The sequence below is a fragment of the Rhodococcus sp. SGAir0479 genome, assembly GCF_005484805.1.
Taxonomy (GTDB): Bacteria; Actinomycetota; Actinomycetes; order Mycobacteriales; family Mycobacteriaceae; genus Prescottella.
Genome location: NZ_CP039432.1, coordinates 4632703 through 4653433, shown reverse-complemented (window position 1 = coordinate 4653433; position 20731 = coordinate 4632703). Strand labels below are relative to the sequence as shown.

General features: G+C 70.7%; 24 protein-coding genes. 6 read left to right on the top strand and 18 right to left on the bottom strand.

What is annotated here, in order from left to right:
• Nucleotides 1–74: 74 nt before the first annotated feature.
• The 11 genes from E7742_RS21545 to dacB form a co-directional block, all read right to left on the bottom strand.
• Entirely contained in the window at nucleotides 75–542 is a 468-nt protein-coding gene (locus E7742_RS21545) for a DUF3180 domain-containing protein (RefSeq protein WP_137800796.1), read from the bottom strand.
• A gap of 5 nt (nucleotides 543–547) precedes the next feature.
• Entirely contained in the window at nucleotides 548–1054 is a 507-nt protein-coding gene (gene folK / locus E7742_RS21540; protein ID WP_137800795.1) for a 2-amino-4-hydroxy-6-hydroxymethyldihydropteridine diphosphokinase, read from the bottom strand.
• Entirely contained in the window at nucleotides 1051–1446 is a 396-nt protein-coding gene (gene folB, locus E7742_RS21535) for a dihydroneopterin aldolase (RefSeq protein ID WP_137800794.1), read from the bottom strand. The genes folK and folB overlap by 4 nt, the downstream gene beginning before the upstream one ends.
• The gene (folP, locus tag E7742_RS21530; RefSeq protein ID WP_137801349.1) at nucleotides 1439–2272 is read right to left on the bottom strand and encodes a dihydropteroate synthase; all 834 of its coding nucleotides are present in this window, start codon (nucleotides 2270–2272) and stop codon (nucleotides 1439–1441) included. Before folP ends, folB begins: the two co-directional genes overlap by 8 nt.
• Before the next feature lie 32 nt (nucleotides 2273–2304).
• The gene (gene folE / locus E7742_RS21525; protein WP_137800793.1) at nucleotides 2305–2922 is read right to left on the bottom strand and encodes a GTP cyclohydrolase I FolE; all 618 of its coding nucleotides are present in this window, start codon (nucleotides 2920–2922) and stop codon (nucleotides 2305–2307) included.
• A 75-nt stretch (nucleotides 2923–2997) separates the two neighbouring features.
• Entirely contained in the window at nucleotides 2998–5337 is a 2340-nt protein-coding gene (gene ftsH, locus E7742_RS21520) for an ATP-dependent zinc metalloprotease FtsH (protein ID WP_137800792.1), read from the bottom strand.
• A 300-nt stretch (nucleotides 5338–5637) separates the two neighbouring features.
• Nucleotides 5638–6990 (bottom strand): amidase, encoded by a 1353-nt coding sequence (locus E7742_RS21515; protein WP_137800791.1) that lies wholly within the window; start codon nucleotides 6988–6990, stop codon nucleotides 5638–5640.
• A 78-nt stretch (nucleotides 6991–7068) separates the two neighbouring features.
• Nucleotides 7069–7623, bottom strand: a complete 555-nt coding sequence (hpt, locus tag E7742_RS21510; RefSeq protein ID WP_137800790.1) for a hypoxanthine phosphoribosyltransferase — start codon at nucleotides 7621–7623, stop codon at nucleotides 7069–7071.
• Between the two features lie 12 nt (nucleotides 7624–7635).
• A complete protein-coding gene (tilS, locus tag E7742_RS21505) occupies nucleotides 7636–8607 on the bottom strand; it encodes a tRNA lysidine(34) synthetase TilS (protein ID WP_137800789.1) in 972 nt (323 codons plus the stop codon).
• Nucleotides 8604–9674, bottom strand: a complete 1071-nt coding sequence (locus E7742_RS21500; protein ID WP_137800788.1) for a zinc-dependent metalloprotease — start codon at nucleotides 9672–9674, stop codon at nucleotides 8604–8606. Before E7742_RS21500 ends, tilS begins: the two co-directional genes overlap by 4 nt.
• A gap of 23 nt (nucleotides 9675–9697) precedes the next feature.
• A complete protein-coding gene (gene dacB, locus E7742_RS21495; RefSeq protein WP_441346871.1) occupies nucleotides 9698–11107 on the bottom strand; it encodes a D-alanyl-D-alanine carboxypeptidase/D-alanyl-D-alanine endopeptidase in 1410 nt (469 codons plus the stop codon).
• A gap of 179 nt (nucleotides 11108–11286) precedes the next feature.
• Here dacB and E7742_RS21490 point away from each other — a divergent pair, with 179 nt between their 5' ends.
• The 3 genes from E7742_RS21490 to E7742_RS21480 all read left to right on the top strand — a co-directional run bounded on the left by E7742_RS21490 (nucleotide 11287) and on the right by E7742_RS21480 (nucleotide 13055).
• Nucleotides 11287–11778 (top strand): inorganic diphosphatase, encoded by a 492-nt coding sequence (locus E7742_RS21490; RefSeq protein ID WP_137800786.1) that lies wholly within the window; start codon nucleotides 11287–11289, stop codon nucleotides 11776–11778.
• An 88-nt stretch (nucleotides 11779–11866) separates the two neighbouring features.
• Complete coding sequence (gene lexA / locus E7742_RS21485; RefSeq protein WP_137800785.1) at nucleotides 11867–12529, top strand: transcriptional repressor LexA; 663 nt, start codon at nucleotides 11867–11869, stop codon at nucleotides 12527–12529.
• A gap of 190 nt (nucleotides 12530–12719) precedes the next feature.
• Entirely contained in the window at nucleotides 12720–13055 is a 336-nt protein-coding gene (locus E7742_RS21480) for a DUF3024 domain-containing protein (RefSeq protein ID WP_175420554.1), read from the top strand.
• A gap of 6 nt (nucleotides 13056–13061) precedes the next feature.
• Here E7742_RS21480 and E7742_RS21475 read toward each other — a convergent pair whose 3' ends face one another.
• The 3 genes from E7742_RS21475 to E7742_RS21465 are packed head-to-tail and all read right to left on the bottom strand — an operon-like array spanning nucleotide 13062 to nucleotide 15667.
• Nucleotides 13062–14099, bottom strand: a complete 1038-nt coding sequence (locus E7742_RS21475) for a DICT sensory domain-containing protein (RefSeq protein ID WP_137800783.1) — start codon at nucleotides 14097–14099, stop codon at nucleotides 13062–13064.
• Nucleotides 14100–14102: 3 nt separating this feature from the next.
• Nucleotides 14103–15332: an EAL domain-containing protein gene (locus E7742_RS21470; protein ID WP_137800782.1), complete on the bottom strand. Its 1230-nt coding sequence runs from the start codon at nucleotides 15330–15332 to the stop codon at nucleotides 14103–14105.
• A 29-nt stretch (nucleotides 15333–15361) separates the two neighbouring features.
• A complete protein-coding gene (locus tag E7742_RS21465) occupies nucleotides 15362–15667 on the bottom strand; it encodes a hypothetical protein (protein ID WP_137800781.1) in 306 nt (101 codons plus the stop codon).
• Nucleotides 15668–16037: 370 nt separating this feature from the next.
• On the opposite strand from E7742_RS21465, the gene E7742_RS21460 reads away from it, so the two are divergent.
• The gene (locus E7742_RS21460) at nucleotides 16038–16550 is read left to right on the top strand and encodes a hypothetical protein (RefSeq protein WP_254699104.1); all 513 of its coding nucleotides are present in this window, start codon (nucleotides 16038–16040) and stop codon (nucleotides 16548–16550) included.
• A gap of 25 nt (nucleotides 16551–16575) precedes the next feature.
• Here the strand turns inward: E7742_RS21460 and E7742_RS23315 are convergent, their stop codons facing one another.
• A complete protein-coding gene (locus tag E7742_RS23315; RefSeq protein WP_175420553.1) occupies nucleotides 16576–16719 on the bottom strand; it encodes a hypothetical protein in 144 nt (47 codons plus the stop codon).
• 209 nt (nucleotides 16720–16928) lie between these two features.
• Here E7742_RS23315 and E7742_RS23310 point away from each other — a divergent pair, with 209 nt between their 5' ends.
• A complete protein-coding gene (locus E7742_RS23310; RefSeq protein ID WP_175420552.1) occupies nucleotides 16929–17096 on the top strand; it encodes a hypothetical protein in 168 nt (55 codons plus the stop codon).
• Between the two features lie 8 nt (nucleotides 17097–17104).
• Nucleotides 17105–17494 (top strand): ATP-binding protein, encoded by a 390-nt coding sequence (locus tag E7742_RS21455; protein WP_137800780.1) that lies wholly within the window; start codon nucleotides 17105–17107, stop codon nucleotides 17492–17494.
• Between the two features lie 36 nt (nucleotides 17495–17530).
• Here the strand turns inward: E7742_RS21455 and E7742_RS21450 are convergent, their stop codons facing one another.
• Genes E7742_RS21450 through E7742_RS21440 form a run of 3 tightly spaced genes read right to left on the bottom strand, consistent with a single transcriptional unit; the run spans nucleotide 17531 to nucleotide 20548 of the window.
• Nucleotides 17531–19207 (bottom strand): MDR family MFS transporter, encoded by a 1677-nt coding sequence (locus E7742_RS21450; RefSeq protein ID WP_137800779.1) that lies wholly within the window; start codon nucleotides 19205–19207, stop codon nucleotides 17531–17533.
• Nucleotides 19208–19240: 33 nt separating this feature from the next.
• The gene (locus tag E7742_RS21445; protein WP_137800778.1) at nucleotides 19241–20071 is read right to left on the bottom strand and encodes a crotonase/enoyl-CoA hydratase family protein; all 831 of its coding nucleotides are present in this window, start codon (nucleotides 20069–20071) and stop codon (nucleotides 19241–19243) included.
• Between the two features lie 39 nt (nucleotides 20072–20110).
• Nucleotides 20111–20548 carry a carboxymuconolactone decarboxylase family protein gene (locus tag E7742_RS21440; protein WP_137800777.1) on the bottom strand — a complete coding sequence of 146 codons (438 nt, stop codon included), beginning with the start codon at nucleotides 20546–20548 and terminating at the stop codon, nucleotides 20111–20113.
• Nucleotides 20549–20731 lie beyond the last annotated feature (183 nt).

Here is a 20731-nt window from a genome sequence, read left to right as displayed (position 1 = left end):
AGGGTAGCGGCCCGAGCCGAGAACCCAATTCAGACACAACGGAGGGCACAATCCGGCGTGCCGGATCGTCCTGGTCAGTGGGCGGGTTGGTCCGGCGGTTCGTCGGGAGTTCGACAGCAGTGTTCGAGCCACAGGGCCGCCGCCACCAACAGCACCGCGGCGACCAGACCCACGATCGCGCCGGGACTGTCGGACACCGCCGCCCGCAGCTGCGACCGCTGCGGCCACAGGTAGACGAGAAACCCCGCCCACACGCCGGCGCTCGCCGCGCCGACCAGCGCCGACGCCTTCGCGAGGGCCGCCGCCCGGGCTGCGGTGATCGGGTGCAGCTGCCGCGGACCCGGACCGATGGCGTGCTCGCGGATCCGCGCGCGAACCACGAACGCCAGCACGATCTCGATGAGCGCCACCGGGTACAGCGACGCCCCGGCGTACACCGGGATGGGCGGCAGGGAACCGTACGAGACACGAACCAGCAACCAGGTCACGACCGCCGCCAGCAGTGCCAGCGACAACACATCCCAGATCCGGGTCGGCTTCATCACAGTTACCGTAGTTCCAGTCGCAGGTCCGTCCGGCGCACCCCGGCCCGTTCGGCCGCGTCCAGTCGGGCGAGCAGCGCGTCGACGCGTTCGGTGCGGCCCGCGACATCGAGCGTCGCATCGGGGGCGACGTCGAGCCACGGCACCAACACGAAGGCCCTCTCGTGCGCGCGTGGGTGCGGCAGCGTCAGCTCGGGGTCGTCACTGCGGATGTCGTCGCACGTGACGACGTCGACGTCCAGAGTGCGCGGACCCCACCGCTGCTCGCGCACCCGTTCGGCGGCGGACTCGAGCTGTTGGCCGCGGCGCAACCACTCCCGGCAATCCGCCTCGGGGTCCTCGACGACGAGCGTCGCGTTGAGGAAGTCCTGCTGTTCGACGCCGCCCCACGGGGCGGTCGCGTACACCGCAGACACCGCGACGATCCAGTCGCGCAGGCCGTCGACGACACCCTGCAGGTGCGCGAGGCTGTCTCCGATGTTCGAGCCGACGGACAGGACCGCGCGCGTCACCCGGCGACTCCGGCCCGCGAACGAACCGCTACCACCGCGACGTCGGCGAAGGTCAGAGGAATCGGCGCGGACGGCTTGTGCAGCACCACCTCGACACGGTGCACGCGAGCGTCGCGCATGACGTCGTCGGCGATCTCGGCGGCGACGGTTTCGATGAGGTCGCGCGCCGGTCCCCCGACGATCGCGGCGGCGCGCTGCGCGAGCTCGCCGTAATCGAACGTGTCGCGGAGGTCGTCCGACGCGGCGGCCACCGCCAGATCCATCCACAGTGTCACGTCGACGAAGAAGTCCTGCCCGTCGCGCTTCTCGTGGTCGAACACGCCGTGATTGCCGCGGACCTGCAGTCCCCGCAACTCGATCCGGTCACCCGGAACCGCGCTGGGCTCACTCACCTGCCACCTCCCGGACCGGATTCTCGCTGCCTCGTGACCAGGCACCCGCGACGGCGATCGCGTCCAGCGAGGCCTGGGCGTCGTGGACCCGGACGCCCCACGCGCCGTGGGTCGCGGCGAGCGCCGAGATCACCGCGGTCGCGATTTCGCGGCCGGCCGGCGGGCGGACGGTCCCGTCCGCATCCGCGAGCAGCGATCCGAGGAACCGCTTGCGCGACGCGCCCACGAGCACGGGGAAGCCCAGTTCCACCAGTTCGGGAAGCCGCTGCAGCAGCTGCCAGTTGTGGTCGGGTGCCTTGACGAAGCCGAGCCCCGGATCGAGGACGAGCGCACCGGGATCCACACCGGCCGCGATCGCCGCGTCCACCTGGACCATGAGTTCGTCGCTCACGTCGCGGACCACGTCGTCGTAGTGCGTGGATCCGCCCGCGTGCACGAACGCGCCCGCCGGACGCCAGTGCATGAGAATCCACGGCACCCGCGCGTCGGCGACCACCCGGGCCATGTCGGAGTCGGCGCGCCCACCCGAGACGTCGTTGACGATGGACGCCCCCGCCTCGATCGCGGCCTGCGCGACGGAGGCGCGCATGGTGTCGACGCTGACGGTGACCCCCTCCGCCGCGAGCGCGGCGATGACCGGAGCGACCCGCGCCGCCTCGACGTCGGGATCGACGCGAACGGCACCGGGGCGGGTGGACTCACCACCGACGTCGACGACGTCGACCCCGATCCGCTTCAGGTACCGGCCGTGTTCCACCGCGGCGTCCCGATCGAGGAACCGTCCTCCGTCGGAGAACGAATCGGTGGTCACGTTCAGTACGCCCATCACGATGGGGCGCCCGGGGTTCGGTAAGGCGATCACTTGCGGAGAATCAGATCCAGGGCCTCGGCGCGGGACGCGGAGTTCGTCTGGAACAGTCCCCGCACCGCCGACGTCGTGGTGCTGGCCCCCGGCTTGCGGATGCCCCGCATGGCCATGCACAGGTGCTCGGCCTCCATCACCACGATCACACCGTTCGGATCGAGCTTGCGAACCATCGCATCGGCGACCTGACTGGTGAGCCGCTCCTGCACCTGCGGTCGCTTGGCATACAGGTCGACGAGCCGGGCCAGCTTCGACAGGCCGGTGACCCGGCCGGTGGGACCGGGGATGTAACCGACGTGCGCGACACCGTGGAACGAGACCAGGTGATGCTCGCACGTCGAGTACATCGGGATGTCGCGAACGAGGACGAGCTCCTGATGGCCCTCGTCGAACGTCGTGTTGAGGACGTCGTCCGGCTCGGTGTACAGGCCGGCGAACACCTCGCGGTACGCGCGCGCCACCCGAGCCGGGGTGTCGAGCAGGCCTGGGCGGTCGGGATCCTCACCGACTGCGATCAGCAACTCACGCACGGCTGCCTCGGCGCGCGCCTGATCGAACGGTCTCCCCGTCATGAGCGCGACCGACTCACTCCCCAACTGATTCACCGACAACCGACCGTACCTCCCGGATAGGGGCTGATGCCCTGGCTCACACCGGGTGAGCCAGGGCTAAGCGTAGTTGCGGGCCTAGTGCTGCGGGCCGCTAGGCCCCTCCCAGACCTGCGTGGGCGTATCCCCGTCGGACCGGCCGGTCCCGTTTTCGGGAGTTCGCCGACCGGAACCACCCTCGGGGGCCTGCGGGGGCTGCGGCGGTTCCCACTGCGGGTACTGCTGCCAGGCGCCTTGGCCCCGGTCGTCCGGACGCCGCTCGGGAGACTCGCGCGGCGGCCAGCCGGGCGCCGACCAGCCGGCGGGAGCGCCGTAGTCGGGCTGCGTGCCGCGCGCCGGCGGGGCGGGCGACTGGGGTGCGGGCGGCACCGGCTGTCCCCACGTCGGCGTCGGCTCCGGCGCCGGGTGGCCGTTGGCCGGCGGCGCGGTCCGGCTCGGCGCGAAGCTGGGCTGCGGCTCCGGCGCGGGTTCCGGCGTCGGCGGCCACGTCTCTCCACGCTCGATCGCGAGCTCCCGAGGAGTCTTGATCGGCGGCTTGTCGGACGGCGTGCGATCACCGAAGACGTTGAAGGCCGTGATCCGCGGGCGCTTCTCGACGGAGGTGAAGATCTCCTCGAGGTCCTTGCGGGTCAGCGTCTCGCGCTCGAGCAGCTGACGCGCCAGCTCGTCGAGCACGTCGCGGTACTCGTCGAGGATCGACCACGCCTCGGTGTGCGCGGCCTCGATGAGGTTGCGGACCTCCTCGTCGATCTCGCGGGCGACCTCGTGCGAGTAGTCGGAGTTCACGCCCATCGAGCGGCCCAGGAACGGGTCGCCCTGCTCCTGGCCGTAGCGGACCGCACCGAGCTTGGCGCTCATGCCGTACTCGGTCACCATCGCCCGGGCGATCTTGGTGGCCTGATCGATGTCCGACGACGCGCCCGTGGTGGGCTCGTGGAACACGAGCTCCTCGGCGGCGCGGCCGCCCATCGCCATCACCAGACGCGCGATCATCTCGGACCGAGTCATGAGGCCCTTGTCGTCCTCCGGGACCGTCATGGCGTGTCCGCCGGTACGGCCGCGCGCCAGGATCGTGACCTTGTAGATGGGCTCGATGTCGGGCATCGCCCACGCCGCGAGCGTGTGACCGCCCTCGTGGTACGCGGTGATCTTCTTCTCGTGCTCGGAGATGATCCGGCTCTTGCGGCGCGGACCGCCGATCACGCGGTCGACGGACTCCTCGAGCGACGCCTCGGTGATGACGGTGCCGTTCTCGCGCGCGGTGAGCAGCGCGGCCTCGTTGATGACGTTGGCCAGGTCGGCGCCGGACATGCCGACGGTGCGCTTGGCCAGGCCGTCGAGATCGGCGCCCGGATCGAGCGGCTTGCCCTGCGAGTGCACCTTGAGGATCGCGCGCCGACCCGCGAGGTCGGGGTTGCCGACCGGGATCTGCCGGTCGAAGCGGCCGGGGCGCAGCAGCGCCGGGTCGAGGATGTCGGGCCGGTTGGTGGCCGCGATCAGGATGATTCCGGTGCGATCACCGAAGCCGTCCATCTCGACGAGCAACTGGTTGAGGGTCTGCTCGCGCTCGTCGTGGCCGCCGCCCAGGCCGGCGCCGCGCTGACGACCGACCGCGTCGATCTCGTCGACGAAGATGATGCAGGGGCTGTTCTGCTTGGCCTGCTCGAACAGGTCGCGCACGCGCGAGGCGCCGACACCGACGAACATCTCGACGAAGTCCGAACCGGAGATCGTGAAGAACGGGACCCCCGCCTCGCCCGCGACGGCGCGCGCGAGGAGCGTCTTGCCGGTGCCGGGCGGACCGTACAGCAGCACACCCTTGGGGATCTTGGCGCCGAGTGCCTGGTAGCGCGCGGGGTTCTGCAGGAAGTCCTTGATCTCGTAGAGTTCCTCGACCGCCTCGTCCGCGCCCGCGACGTCGGCGAACGTCGTCTGCGGCATGTCCTTGGACAGCTGCTTGGCCTTGGACTTGCCGAAGCCCATCATGCCGCCGCGGCCGCCGCCCTGCATGCGGTTCATCACGAAGAAGAAGATGCCGAGCAGGATGATCATCGGCAGCACGAACAGCAGGATGGACGTGAGCCAGCTCTCCTGCGTCACGCTCGTGTTGAACTTCTCCGCGCCGGACGCCGCCACCTTGTCGAAGATCTGCTCGGACGCCGCGTCCGGGTACTTCGCGATGATCTCGGTCTTGCCACCCGTCGCGTCGTTGCCGTCCTCGAGCCACAGGCGCACCTGCTGTTCGCGGTCGTCGATCTGCGCCTTCTCGACGTTCTTGGCGTCGAGCTGGGAGATCGCGACCGAGGTGTCGACCGACTTGAACCCGCGCGTGTCGTTGCCGAAGTAACTGAAGGCGTAGATCACCAACAGGACGCCGGCGACGATCGCCAGGTTGCGGAACACAGTCTTGCGGTTCATACAGGTTCGGCCACCGCGGCCGGTCCTTTCGATAGTGCGGGCTACGCTCGTGCTGGTACGGCGTCGAGTCCGGCGGGTGCGGAACCCGTTACGGTTCCCGGCCCCTCGGGACAAGCGGACGTTCCGGCTGTCCGGACATCTCAGGTTACCGCGAACGATGGTGCTCGATGCCTGGTAGCAGCCAGCCACCCCGCCGGGTCTCCCCGAGAGGTGACGTCATCTTCTCCAACGCACGCCGACCCCGCGGAGGTTCCCGGGCCACCCCGGAATCGGGTTGCCGGCCCCACTTCGTGCCGCAACTCACACGGGGGCGTGGCGTTGCCAGCCCCGTCGGCGTTCGAGTTCGGCAGCGACCGCGAGGACGGTCCGTTCACCTCCGGGCGGCGCCACGATCTGCACCGCCACGGGTGTCCGGGACGTGGAGTGCATCCCCACCGGCACGCTCGCAGCGGGCCAGCCGAGGACGTTCCACATCGCGCTGAACGGGGCATATCGTACATTTGCGACAAGATTCGACAGCCACGACCTCTCACTCCAGGTGACCGCCGCGATCGGGGGCCGGGCGAGGGCCGGCGTCAACACCACGTCGTAGGCCGCCAGGGCGTCCGACATCCGCTGCTCGAGCCGCCGCACCTGCGCCGGACGGACCAGCCCGGCGCGAGCGAGTGTCCGCCCGACCGCGACGTGCCTGCGGGTCCGCGGCTGCAGCAGCGCGGGGTCCAGGCCGGCGGCATCGTCCGCGGTGCCGGCCATCCAGCGCACCAGGGCGGCCGTCATGTTGGGCGGGTACGGCACCCGGATCGAAGTCGTCCGGTGTCCGGCCTTCGCGAGCACCTGCGCCGTGCGGTCCACGCCCGAGGCCCATTCCCGGTCGACCGACACGATCGGCGACGGCGGGCCGACCGCCACCCCGACGCGCAACCGCGGCGCCTCCGGAATCCGGGCGAGTCCCGGCTCGTCCGCCAACACCGACAGCATCAGCGCGGCATCCTCGACCGTCGAGGCGATCGGACCGTTCTCCGCCAACCCGAACCACGAGTGCGCTCCCAGCCGGGACGGCACGACACCGCGGCCGGGCTTGATCCCGAACACCCCGCAGGCGGCCGACGGGATCCGGATCGAACCCATCCCGTCTGCGGCGAGCGCGATCGGCACCATCCCGGCGGCGACGGCCGCGGCGGACCCGCCCGACGAGCCGCCGGGCACCCGGTCCGGGTTCCACGGGTTACGAGTGACGACGCCGGGCGAGTCGACCGACCCCCACACGCACAGTTCCGGGACGGCGGTGAGCCCGATCGGGATCGCCCCGGCGGCCCGCAACCGGGCCACGGTGGGATGGTCGGCGGCGGCGGGCGCCGGATCCGTGGCACGGGAACCGTCGCGCATGGGCTCGCCCTGCACCGACACGTTGTCCTTGATCGCGACCGGGACGCCGGCCAGCGGCAACTCGCCGAGATCCGGTCGCCGCGCGAGAGCGTCGGCCTCACCGCGGGCGCGCTCGGCCAGAACACGCACGAACGCCCGGATCCCGGGGTCCCGGCGCTCGATGCGCTGCAGGGCGTCGTCGACCGCGTCGCGGGGCGACAGCACGCCGGCGCGCACCCGTGCGGCGATGGACACGGCGGTGAATTCCTCGATCAGCGAATCTCGCACCCGCCGAGTATGCAGCCCGGCGAGGTCACATATCGAGTGCCCCGCCGGGGCGGTCACCCGCCGGGGCTGCCGGGCGAGCTATCCGCCGTACACCTTGGGCTCGAGCGTGCCGATGTAGGGCAGGTCGCGATAGCGCTCGGCGTAGTCGAGGCCGTAGCCGACGACGAACTCGTTGGGGATGTCGAAACCGACGTGCGCGACGTCGACGTCGACCTTGCACGCCTCGGGCTTGCGCAGCAGCGTGACCACCTCGAGCGACGCCGGGTTACGGGTCTTGAGGTTGCGCATCAGCCACGACAGGGTCAGGCCCGAGTCGATGATGTCCTCGACGATGAGCACGTGCCGGCCGGCGATGTCCTTGTCGAGATCCTTGAGGATGCGCACGACACCGGACGACGACGTCGACGACCCGTACGAGCTGACGGCCATGAACTCCATCTGGGTGGGGATGGGGAGCGCCCGCGCGAAGTCGGTCATGAAGAAGATCGCGCCCTTGAGGACGCCCACCAGCAGCAGGTCGCCCTCCGGCGCCCCGACCGGATACCGCTCGGCGATCGCGGCGGCCAGTTCGGCCGTGCGCTCCTTGATCTGCTCCTCGGAGATCAGTACCGATGCGATGTCGCCCTCGTACACGGAGCATTCCCTTCAGTCGTTCACGAACCCCGCCGACAGCCTGCCACGCCGCCTGGATGCAACCAACCTGACTCCCGGTCGGCCGCCGCCGACGGCCACCCCGCCCTGCCCGCGCCAGCGGCCGATCAGGTCGTCCACGGCCCGTAACTGCTTGTCCGTCAGTGCTTTCGCGCCACGGCCCAGCAGCCACGTCCGCAGCACGCGGCGGCGCACCGAGACGTGCGTCTCGAGCAGCCGGTCGACGACGAGGTCGTCACCGTCCCGCGCCGACGCCAGCGTCCGGCACGCGAGCGTGTCGAGCACCTCACCGTCCTCGCGCAACTGCTGCGCGGTCCGCGCCAGCGCCGCGGCCGCCCCGCCGCCCAGGACGTCCTCGAGCAGCGGGAGCACCTCGGTGCGGAGCCGGACCCGGGTGAAGCCGGGGTCGGCGTTGTGGGGGTCCTCGTACGGTTCCAGCCCCAGCTCACAGCATGCGCGGCGGGTGGTCTCGCGCCGCACTCCCAGCAGCGGACGTCCCCACGGCGCGTCGTAGTCGGCCATGCCGCGGATCGAACGACCGCCCGAACCGCGCGCCAGTCCCAGCAGCACGGTCTCGGCCTGGTCGTCGAGCGTGTGCCCGAGCAGCACGGGACGGCCGTCGCGGCCGGCGTCGAGGGCGGCGTACCGGGCGGCACGCGCGGCGGCCTCGAGCCCACCGGGACCGTTCACCTCGACCGCGACGACGTCGGCGCGTGCGCATCCGAGTTCCCGGGCGCGCGCGGCCGCGCTCGCGGCGACCGCACCCGAGCCGTCCTGCAGTCGGTGGTCGACGACGAGGGCGCGCACCGCGGGCGCCTCCGCGACCGCGGCGGCCACGAGGGCCAGCGAATCGGCGCCACCCGACAACGCCACCACCACCGCCCCGGCCGGTTCGTACCGGGCCAGCCACGCGCGTACGGCATGCCGCACCTCGAGGATCGCCGGCGCCTCGGGCAGGCGCGTCACCCGAGGACCCGGGCGATCCAGGCTGGGGGATCGTCGATCTCGTCGAGGGTGGGCAGCGTCTCGGGCCCGGTCCAGACGGTGTTGAACCGGTCCATGCCGACCCTGCCGACGACCGTGTCGACGAAGCGCTTGCCGCGCACGTACTGCGCCATCTTGGCGTCCATGCCGAGCAGCGCGCGCACGAGGCGCTGCACGGGATTGCTGCGGCGGTGCCGGCGCGCGTCGAAGGCCTTGCGGATCCGCGCGACGGACGGCACCACCGCGGGTCCGACGGCGTCCATCACGTGGTCGGCGTGACCCTCGAGCACGGTGCCGAGCACGAGCATGCGGTCCAGGGCCTGCCGTTGCGGCTCGGGTTGGGTGGCGCGGAGCAGCCCGATGATTCCGCGCTGGTCGGCGGGCAGCTCCGCGTCCGAACCGCTGCCGCGGCGACGCTCCCGCAGCGCCGACGCCAGTCGAGTGACGAACTCGCTCATCGGCTCGTCGGCGGCGTCGCCGAGCGTGGCCACGGACTCGCGCATGTAACCGCCCATCCACGGGGCGGACGAGAACTGCACGCGGTGCGTCACCTCGTGCAGACACACCCACAGCCGGAAGTCGGCGGGCGGAACCCGCAGCGTCCGCTCGACCTGGAGCACGTTGGGCGCCACCAGCAGCAGCGCGCCGTGCTCGCCGGTGAACGGGTCGTACTGGCCGAGGATGGCCGAGGACAGGTACGCGAGCATCGCCCCGGCCTGCACGCCGCCGGGTTTGCCGGCCAGCAGGCTGCGGGACCCGGGATCGACATCCGACCCGGTGAGGTGCGCCATCGACCGCGCCGCCGCCCGGATCCACCCGGCCCGATCGACGACCTGCGCGGCCGGGATCGGCAGCCCGTCGGCGAGGCCGGTGACGTCACGGACGGGTCCTTCGGCGCGGATGGACGCACTCTCGAGTTCGGTGACGATGGCCCCGGCCGTGTACCGGGACGTGGCGGGCCCGGCGGGAGCCAGCCGGGCACCCGCGCGCGCGGCCAGACCCCAGTCCACCGCACCGCCGAATCCGCGGTCCGACTCCGTCGCAGTCACCTCACGACCTCATTCCTCGCAGCTCACCGGCATCCGCACAACCGCAGGGCCCCGGCTACCGCGTCGAGCGCGGGCCGGCTCACCTCCGGCGGCCGATCGTTGGACATCAACGCGAACGTCAGCACCCGCCCGTCCACGTCGACGACGTACCCGGTCAACGCGCTGGCCACCGAGAGCGTTCCCGTCTTGGCGCGCACCCAGCCGGCACCCACCCGATCGCCCGCCGCGTACCGGTCGGACAGGGTGCCGGTGGCGCCGGCGACCGGCAGGTCGTCGAGCATGGGCCGCAGCTGCGGCTTCGAGTCCCCGGCCGCCGCGGCGAGGACGTCCCCCTGCAGCCGCGCCGGGATGCGGTCGTCGACGGACAGGCCGCTGCCGTCGTGCAGCGTCAGGCCGTCGGTCGCGAATCCGGCGTCGGACAGCACCTGCGCGATCGACGACGTCGCGCCGGCGAAGGACCGCTCCGCCTCCCGCGCTCCGGCGACCTCACGGGCGATCGCCTCGGCGAGCACGTTGTCGGATCGGCGCATCATCTGCCCCAGCCGGTCGCGCAGCGGCGCGGACAGCACGCTCGCCACGGGAGCTGCGCCCGGCTCGGCCCTGCCCGGCGCGACCCGGGCCGGGTCGACGTTCAGCGCCCTCGCCAGTGCACGGCCGGCGTCGAGAGCGGGCGTGGCGGAGCGCGGCGACTCGTCGGCGGCCGGGTCGAGGCGCGCGCCGTCGATCATCAGCGGTTCGACGGGCGCGATGTATCCGGCCGCGACGTCCTCGGGCATCCAGCCCTGCGCCATCGCCGGCCCCGCGTACGCACCGGTGTCGACGACGATGCTGTCCACCTGCACGCCGGCACGCCCGATCTGTTCCACCAGATCGGCGATGCGGGGCGCGCCCGGGTAGTAGCCGGGGGCACCGGCCGGCTGCGCGGTGAGGGTCGGATCGCCCTCGCCCCGCAACACGATCTCCCCGGGGCGGGAGCCCTGCACCACCTCGGTCGTGACGCGGTGGTCGGCGGGCAGCGCCAGCATCGCGGCGGCGGCGGTGAGGATCTTCGTGGTGGACGCGGGCGTCATCGGGGTGTCGGGGTTTCGGCTCCACAGCACGGTTCCGGTGCGCGCATCGGAGACCGTGCCGGTGAACGCGCCCAGCGCCGGATTCGACACGACCGGTGCGAGGACCGCGGCCAGCGCCTGCGGCGTGGGCGCGGGCGCGTCGTCGGACACGGGGACGATCTGCGGCGCCGCGGTGATCAGCGCCGGCTGCGGGACCGCGACGGCGTCGTCGGTCGCGGTCGCGCTTCCGCGCTGCACCGACACGATTGCGATACCGGCAGCGGCGACGACGAGAACGACGACGACGAGCGACAGCAGCATTCGGACGTTCCGGCGTCGACGACCGGCCAGGATGCCGATCTTCTTCTTTCCCTCGCTCGCCAACATCCCTCCGAATCGCACAGCATTCCCGTTCCGCGCCGATCCGCGGACCACTCGGACAGTTTCGCGCGAGGGCCGGGGAAGTGCCCGGCACCTGCGTCACACAGTATCTCCGACCGGCTACCCTTTTCCCGAACCGTCTACCCGGCGGCAGTCGCAATCGCAGACAGTGAGGACAACACGTGGAGTTCGACGTCACCATCGAAATCCCCAAGGGCCAGCGCAACAAGTACGAGGTCGATCACGAGACCGGTCGCGTCAAGCTGGACCGCTACCTCTACACCTCCTTCGGGTACCCGGCCGACTACGGCTACATCGAGAACACTCTCGGTGAGGACGGCGATCCGCTGGATGCGATGGTGCTGCTGCCCGAGTCGGTGTTCCCCGGCGTGATCGTCGAGGCCCGACCGGTCGGCATGTTCAAGATGGTCGACGAGGCCGGCGGCGACGACAAGGTCCTCTGCGTGCCCGCGGGCGATCCCCGCTGGGATCACGTCCAGGATCTGGCGGACGTCGCGCAGTTCGAACTGGACGCCATCAAGCACTTCTTCGTGCACTACAAGGACCTCGAGCCGAACAAGCACGTCACCGGCGCCGACTGGGTCGGCCGCGCCGAGGCCGAGAAGGTCATCGCGGAGGCCGTCGAGCGCCTGAAGACCGACGGCGGGCACTGAGCCACCACCGAAGGGGCGGGACCGAGGAATCGGTCCCGCCCCTTCGGCGTTTTCCGGGCCGGGCGGCGGCACCACTACGATTCGCCGGGTGACCGGTTACGACGATCCCGAGATGTTCGGTGGCCTCGACGCCTCGATTCTTCCCGCACGGCAGCAGCGCATCCTGCTGACGATCCGGGACTGGGTGGCCGCCAACGGATGCCCGCCGAGCACCCGCCAGATCGCGGACGCCGTGGGGCTGCGTTCGGCGTCGTCGGTGTCGAAGCATCTGAAGAGCCTGGAGGAGAAGGGCTTTCTGCGCCGCGGCAACGCCATGGCCCGCCAGCTCGACGTGCGCCCGTTCCTCGCCGGCTCGGCGCCGGGCCGCGCGGCCGACGCCTCGGTGACGGTTCCGGTCGTCGGGGACATCGCCGCGGGCGCTCCGATCCTGGCCGAGGAGCACACGGACGAGGTGCTGGCGCTGCCGCGAGAACTGGTCGGTTCCGGCACCGTGTTCGCGCTGCGGGTCCGCGGCGAATCCATGGTCGACGCCGCGATCTGCGACGGCGACACCGTCGTGGTGCGGCGGCAGGACGACGCGCACTCGGGCGAGATCGTCGCCGCGATGATCGACGGTGAGGCGACCGTCAAGGTGCTCCGTCGCCGGGACGGGCACGTCCGGCTCGAACCGCGCAATCCCGCCTACGAGGTCATCGACGGCGACGAGGCCGTGATCCTCGGCAAGGTCGTGTCGGTGATGCGCCGGATCTGATCGCTGCCGTGCCGAGCACACGGAGACGAGTGGCACTAGCGTCGACGTTGCAGCCGCGACGGCGGACGAAGCCGCGGGTGGGATCGGTGAGCCTGCGGTAGAGGACGTTTCGACCGGCGCGGCTGGTATGGATGCGGAGCGCGTAGGGGGTGGGTATCGACATGTCGTCACCGAACCGAACCGGGACCAGTTGAGTACGCGGACGCTGCCCGACCTCGACGTCGTGCGCATCCGGAGGAGCTGCGAGCGATGGTCCGCGCTCGATTCCGACGTCAGCATCGACTGTGCGATCGAGCCGGACCGCGTGACCATCGTGCAGACCCTTCCCCCACTGCAACCGGCGCCGCCGGAGGAGACCGCTCGGGTGCCCGTCGCGCGTCTCACGTACTCGTTCGCCGACCGGCAGTGGAGCCTGTACCGGTGTGACGAGCAGATGCGGTTCCGCCGGCAGACGAACCTCGGCCCCTGCCCCTACGTGCAACCGCTGCTGGACTGGCTCGACGACTACGTTTCCTTCTGGCCGTGAGCGACGTCAGCCCCGCGCGAGGACGGAGCGGGCCGCGCGGACGACGGTGTCCCGCTCGTACGAGACGACGTACTCGAATTCCCTTCGCGGCTCGCCGATTCCGCGGTGCAGATCGAGCGCGGACAGCGCGCAGGCGAAATGCGGACCCACGACGATGACGTTCCATTCGTCGAGCACGGGGTCCCCTGCGGCGAGGGGCCGCCGGAGGACGCCGGCGCGCACTCCCCGCTCGAATCCCTCCCCGTACGCGTGGACCGACGCCGCACCGTCGGCCAGCTGCGCCCACCGCCGCTCGGTTGCGGCCGTGTAGTGCGCGGCACGCTGGAACGTTCCCACCACGACGGCGTCGGGGCCCGCCGTGCACGCCTGCGCCTCGAGCGCGGTGCTCATCTCCACGAGGAGACTCTTGAAGCTGCGGACGCACTCCCGGCCGCGCGAGACGATCGAGAACGGCGTCGACGCGGCGGGTTCCGGATCGATGTGCCACGTGGGGCCGTCGAGCAACGTGCCACGGGCGCGGTGGGCCCAGCCGTCCCCCGCCCGGTTCGGCGCCCCGAAGAGCGCGCCCGTCCCGTGGTGGACACCTAGCGTGAGCGCGTGCAGGCGATCGTCCTCGGTGTCGATCCCCTCAGCCACCACCACCGCGTTGCTGCGCTCGACCGCGGCCGAGACGGCCTGGGCCCGGGCCAGTCCCGGCTCGCCGGATGTCGCCGAGAAGTAGTCGCGCGACACGACGATCACGTCGGGTTGGAGCAACGGCAGCCATCCCACCGCGCGAGCGTGGGATCCGACGCCACCGACGGCGATCAGATCACCGGCGCTGCGCGCGGCGTCGACGAGACGGAGCACTCCCGCGGGGTCCTCGGACAGCCACTGCGGGGTCACCACCGTCACGCGAGAAGCCGCGGCCGGAGCGCCGACGAAGCCGAGGGGCGCCAGGACCGGTAGGTCCGGCGCGGGGCCGGGGAGGTCGGCGCCGGTCCACGTGAGTGCGACGACGGCGCCGTCGACCAGCCGGCACACCGGAGCGAACGGTTCCGGCACCGGTCAGGTGGTGAAGCGCGAGAGGACGGCGTGGGCGCTGTCCGTCACCGTGCCGCGGTCGTACGACACCACGTACTCGAACTCCCTGTCGCGGTCCACGGTCCCGGTGTGGAGATCCCGCGCCGCCAGCACGCAGCAGAAGTGGGAGCCGAGGACCACCACCGACCACTCGTCGACGAGGGGATCGGCGGAGTCGAGCGGCGCGTGGTGGACGTTCGAGTCCATGAACGGCTGCACGCCCACGCCGTAGATGCCGGTGTACGCGACCTGTCGTGCCAGGTGCGCCCAGCGTGCCCGGGAGGCCGGGGTGAAGTGCTCCGCGTGCTGGAAGGTCCCGAGCACGATCGTTTCCGGCCCCGCGGCCGCCGCCTGCATCTCGAGCATCTTGCTCATCGACACCAACAACCTCTTGAGACTGCGGGTCGTCCTGCGTCCGCGGGCGGCGATGCCGAACGGGGTGGTCGAACCGGCTCCCCCCGGACGGGCCGCGGGGAGGCGAACCGGCGTCGGGACGGCCTCGTCGGACAGATCCGTCGCGGCGGCCGGGGGGAGGAACAGACCCGTTCCGTAACGGGCACCGACGCCGAGCGCACGACGACGGTGCAGATCGCTGTCGACCCCGCGGGCGATCACCGTCGCATCGCTACGTTCCCGATAGGACGCGATGGCGTGGGCCGCTCGCGCAGTGAGGGAATGCGCCGGTCTGGCGATCAGATCGGCCGCGGTGAAGATGACCTCGGGTTCCACGAGCGACAGCAGCGCCAGCGGCTGGGACTGCTCTCCGACGTCGTCGACCGCGACGGGCAGCCCCATCGCGCGTACCGCGGCGATGCGCTCGAGCGCCCGCGCGGGATGCGACATGACGGCCTCCTCGGTGACCGCGACGACGGGCCGAACCCCGGCCGGCAGATCGTGGGGGTCGATCTCGGTGGCGAGATCGAGCTCCAACAGGAGCAGCCGCGCCGTCGGGGCCGTCGGATCGACCGGGTTCTCCCGTACGGCCGTGAGCGCCAGACGGTCGAGGACGGTCGTCTCCCCCATCGCGCGGGCCGTGGTGCGGAGAGCTGCGGGATCAGCGAACGACGACCCTGCCACCCCACGCAACTGGACCTCGGCCGAGCAGACGGCCCCGGAGGACAGGGACCGGACGGGTGCATGGTGGACGTCGATCGGGACGCCGTGGAAGGTCGGCACTTCTCCGACACGCGGGGTGCCCGGTGCGGTCGTCTCCATTCGTCCACCTTTCCAGTGGGAGTGCGTGCTCATCGCGACGGCAACTCGGGTTCGGGGGCTGCGTACTCGTGATGCATGGCGTCGGCGGTGTGCCACGAGTCGGTACCCCGCAGCGCCTTCACCGCCAACTCCAGCGCGTCGGCCAGCCAGTCGTGAGTGGCCTGTGCGAGCACTTCTTCATCACCCGTCGAGGCGGCATGGAAGGTCACCCTCCACCGAATCGGCGCATCGGGGTCGGTGGCGGCGGTGACGGCCACGGGCACGGCGAGCACGTACGTCTCGTGGGCGAGGTCCACTCGCACCGCCCAGCTCTCGGCGAACGCCACGATGCTCACCGGCCGACGGGTGCAGACCGCCAGGGTCGCGGCGGCATCGTCCAGGTGCGGATGGGGAGGAAACCGCTGACGCAACGCAGCTCGATTCGGTCGTAGGGCCGAGACAGCGGTCGCCCGTGGCTACTGGTCGGTGGATCGGCCTCGACCATCCTCCGGCGGTTCGATGGTGTCAAGCCCGGCCCGCCGACCCCCGAGCCGCCCCGGTGGTCGCGACGCGCCGAGACGAGCGCGGAAAGGTCCAGCACCCCCGACAACGCAAAAGAATAACGGTTCGATAACCGCTAATAACAATTGGATAACATCGGGCTCCATCAGCTCAGACGGCGTTTTCCCAGCTGGACACAGCCTTCAAGGCGCCTACGCTTGCGCCATGACTTCCGTCGGAGAACGCCCTCGCGTGGATCCGAGCGATCCTGTGCCCGTTTCGTTACCTGGTGGCCGTCGGGTCGGCACCCGCACGACGGCGCGCATGCCGTCCGGGGGAGCTATCGAATCTCCGGTTACGGAACCGGGAAATCTTGCGGAGGTCTACCGCGACGAGATCCGTGCGCTCGCGCTCGCGACGCAGCGACCCACATCGGTGATCCGACACGGCCAGAGCTCGTACCTGTGCGTCGAGTTCGAGTTCGACCGCTTCCTGCTGGCCACGAACTCGCCCGACGGAGAGTTGGGACTCGCCACGCGAGGCGGCGCGGACAGCGACCTCTGGACGGTGCGAGTCTTCGATCGGCCGGCCCGACGCCTCCTCGCGCTCGAGCGGAGCGAGTGGCTCGTCGATGCGCTCGACGAGTCGCTCCTCCACATCCGACAGCGGGGCCACTGGATCCACTCGGACCTGAAGTTCGGCGAACTCACCGCGCCGGGGACGGCAGTACACGCCTAGAAGATCGTGCGTGGCCGAGTCCTGCTCACGGGAAGTCGAGCAGAGCGTTCCGGGCGGCGGTCACGTACGCCCGGTCCGCGGATGCGGCCACCGAGCCGAACGCCGGCATTTCCTGAGCGGCGACATCGGCATCGCCCTGTGCTGCGGCTACGAGCCCCTGATCGGCCATGGCTGCGACCCTTTCATCCACACCGGCGCGGTGGCCGGTAACTGTCGATCAGCGGTCCGTCGACCGCTCGGTGCCCCGGTGATACCCCGCCCAGCGCCGTCTCATACCTCCCCCGAGTACCGAAGATCGATTCATCCCCGGGGGTATAGCTCCCGGCCCGGTGGGTAGTACCTGCAGTACCTCGTCCGACCTCACACCGGGAGCCCTCGATGCCGTTCACTGCAAGCGCTGTCCGCGTTCTCTGCGTCAAGGGTCTGCGCGCCTGCTCCGACATCGCCCTCCTCGCCCCCGCGTCGCAAGGCGGTGGTGACCCGGTGACGAAGCCGCTCACCTCCCTCTCGGTTCTCGGTACCCGCCCGCTCCGGACCGCGGCCTGACTGCCACCATGTCCGTGTCCTCCGTTCCGGCCTGCGGTTCCGCGCTCCCGACCGCCCGCCGCACTCTGGTGAAATTTGCTCAGGAACAAGGCGTTCCGGACGAGATCGTCAGCGACATGTCCCTGGCCAGCTACGAGGCGATGGCCAATATCGTCGAGCACGCGTATCCCGCGCGATCCGACGGCACCTTCGACGTCCAGGCGCAGTTCGACGACAGCCGACGCGAGCTGACCGTCGTCCTCACCGACCACGGCCGGTGGAAGAATGCGCCGGCGAGCGCGGGATCGTTCCGGGGACGCGGTCTGGCGTTGATCCGAGCGTGCAGCCACACGGCCGACATCGCGACCGGGCCGGAAGGCACCCGGGTGTCGCTGCGATGGAACTGCAACGACCGGTGAACCCGGCGGAGGCTTGCCTGCCCGGTCGGCGCTCGGTCAGCCGCCGGCCCGCTCACTCTCGTCGATGCCCGATCTGGTGCGCAGCGGCACCTCCCGCCAGATCAGAATGAGCACCAGTGAGGCGATCGCGAGTACGACGATCGGTGGGTAGACGGCTTCGAAGGCGGTCGCGAAGCCGTCCTTGAACGGGGCGGCGAGCGTCGCGTCCAGGTGCTGGATGAACGAGGTGTCCTCCATCGCGGCCTTCGCGGCACTCGGATCGCCGCTCGCGAGGGCCCGGGCGATGCCGGCCTCGGCGGGGTCGGGGCTCTGTGTCCCGGCCGCGACGGCCTGCCGGAACTCCGGCGACTGGGCGGCGTCCTGCAACTGGTCACCGATCGCCGGCGTGAGCTTCGCGAAGAGGATCGAGAGGAACAGCGCGACGCCCATGGTGCCGCCGATCTGCCGGAAGAACGTCGCGGCGGCCGTCGAGACTCCCATGTCCCTGGGCGGCAACGCGTTCTGGATCGCCAGCGTCAGCGGTTGCAACAGATTTCCGAGGCCCAGACCGAGGACGAAGATGAAGGTCATGAACACCGGCAGGCCGGTCCGGGCGGTCACCGAGTGCAGTAGGAGGGCGGCCACGGCGACGAGCACGGCACCGACGACCGTGAAGATGCGGTAGCGGCCGGTCTTCGAGATCAGTTGACCGGACAGTACCGACGCGAGCGCGATCCCCAGCACCGCGGGTAGCATCTGGAACCCGGCCAGGGTGGGGCTCGAACCCTTGACGACCTGCAAATACTGCGGGATCACCGTGATCGCCCCGAACATCACCGCGCCCACCAGGAAGCTGATCAGTACTCCGAGCGCGAACGTCTGGTTGCGGAAGAAGTGCAGCGGGAACAGCGCCGCGTCCCGCATGAAGTACTCGACGGCGACGAAGCCGATCACCCCGACCACACCGATCGCGTAACAGGTGAGCGAGCGGGGACTCCCCCAGCCCCAGTCCCGACCTTGTTCGGCGACCACCAGCAGCGGCACCACCCCCACCGCCAGTACCAGCGCACCCCACCAGTCGATCCGCATCGGGCGGTGCACGGGCGGCAGGTGGAGGACCCGCCACACCACCGCGAGCGCGGCCATCCCGATCGGCACGTTCACGAGGAACACCCATCGCCAGCCGGCGATGCCGACAATCTCCTCCTGCCCGGACAGCACGCCGCCGACCACCGGTCCGAGCACGCTGGAGGTGCCGAACACGGCGAGGAAATAGCCCTGGTAGCGGGCGCGTTCGCGGGGCGGGACGATGTCGCCGATGATTGCGAGCGCCAGGGAGAACAGGCCGCCGGCGCCCAGGCCCTGGATCGCGCGGAAGACCGCCAGCATGTACATCGACTGCGCGAACGTGCACAGCACCGAGCCGAGGACGAACAGCACGATCGCGGCCATGAAGAACGGCTTGCGTCCGTAGATGTCGGAGAGCTTGCCGTACAGCGGGGTGACGAGCGTGGCGGTGATGAGGTAGGCGGTGGTCACCCACGCCTGCAGCGCATACCCGTCGAGGTCGTCGGCGATGGTGCGCATCGCGGTCGCGACCACCGTCTGGTCGAGGGCGGCCAGGAACATCCCGAGCAGCAGGCCACTGAGGATCGCCAGGATCTGGCGATGCGTGAACGCGGCCTGCGGCCCGGGCGCGACGGCGGGGTCGGAGTCTCGAGGATCCTGTGCCATGCCGGCCCCCTCGCCGTCGCTGTCACATCGGGGTCAGCGTCCCTGGAACTCGGGCGGACGCTTCTGGAACACCGCCGTGATGGCCTCGGTGAGGTCCTCCGACGGCAGGAAGGCCGCGTTCCACGCGGCCACGTACCGCAGGCTGTCGTTCACCGCCGCGGACCTGCTGTGGTCGAGCACGTCCTTGATGCCGTGCACCACGAGCGGCGGATTGGCCGCGATCTCGGCGGCGGTCGCGTGGGCGGCCGCGAGCACCGCGTCGGCGTCCTCGAACACGTCATTGACCAGTCCGATCTTCTCCGCGCGCGCCGCGTCGATGTCCTTGCCGGTCAGCGCGAGTTCGCGCAGGTGCCCGTCGCCGATGATCGCCGGCAGGCGGGCGAAACTGCCCATGTCGGCGACGATAGCAACCTTGACCTCGCGGATGCTGAACTTCGCGTCGGCGCTCGCGTAGCGGATGTCGGCGGCGGAGATCAGGTCGACGCCGCCGCCGATGCACCAGCCCTGGATCGCGGCGACGACCGGCTTGCGGCAGTCCGCGACGGCGTTGATGCCGGACTGCATCCGCTTGATCAGCTCGTGGAAGTCCGTGCGCGGGCCGGCCTGAGCCTTGTCGGCCAGGACGGCGCCGAAGCCCCCGCTCATCGCCGGCAGGTCCAACCCGAACGAGAAGTGCTTGCCGGAACCGGCCAGCACGACGGCGCGCACCTCGGGGTCGGCATCGAGCGCGGCGAAGACGCCGGGAAGCTCGTCCCAAAAGTCCGGGCCCATCGCGTTGCCCTTGCCGGGGCCGATGAGGGTCACCTGCGCGACATGGTCCTTGTGCTCGACCGTGAAGGCCTTCCAGCTCTGCTGTTCCGTCATTACTCGAGAGTAACCTTTGGTCCGTCGCCGCACACCCGCTCAGGGGGCGACGGGGTAGTGGCTGGTGATCGCGACGCGGTTCCAGGCGTTCATCACGACGGCGAGCCAGCTCACCGCGGAGGCCTGCTCGTCCGACAGCGTCCCGTCGTCCCATGCCCGCGACTCCGGCACCGTCAGCCGGGTCACCTGCTCGGCCAGCGCCAGCGCCGCCCGCTCCTGCGCGTCGAAGTACTGCGACTCCCACCACGCCGCGATCACCGCCAGGCGGTCACTCGTCTCCCCCTTCGCGATCGCGTCCCGGGTGTGCATTCGCAGACAGAAGGCGCACCCGTTGAGTTGTGAGATCCGGATCTTGACGAGGTCGCCGAGGCGCGGACCCAACCCGGACGCCTCGACGGCGGTGTCCGCCTGCCCACTCAGGACGAGCAACTGCTTGTAGACGTCCGGGTGCTGCTTGCTGAGATTCACGGAGCTCATGGGGCCGGTCCTTTCGGGGCACGCTCGGTCGCGCGGGTACCCGGGATCCTTCCACTGTCGGCCGAATCCGTCACCGGGACCGCAAATTTCGCGAGGGTGGCGACACGGCCACGCGTTAAATGTGCGCAAACTCCGTACCGATCCGTGGCTCGGTGCCGACGGTGGGCGCGATGATCGAGGGGC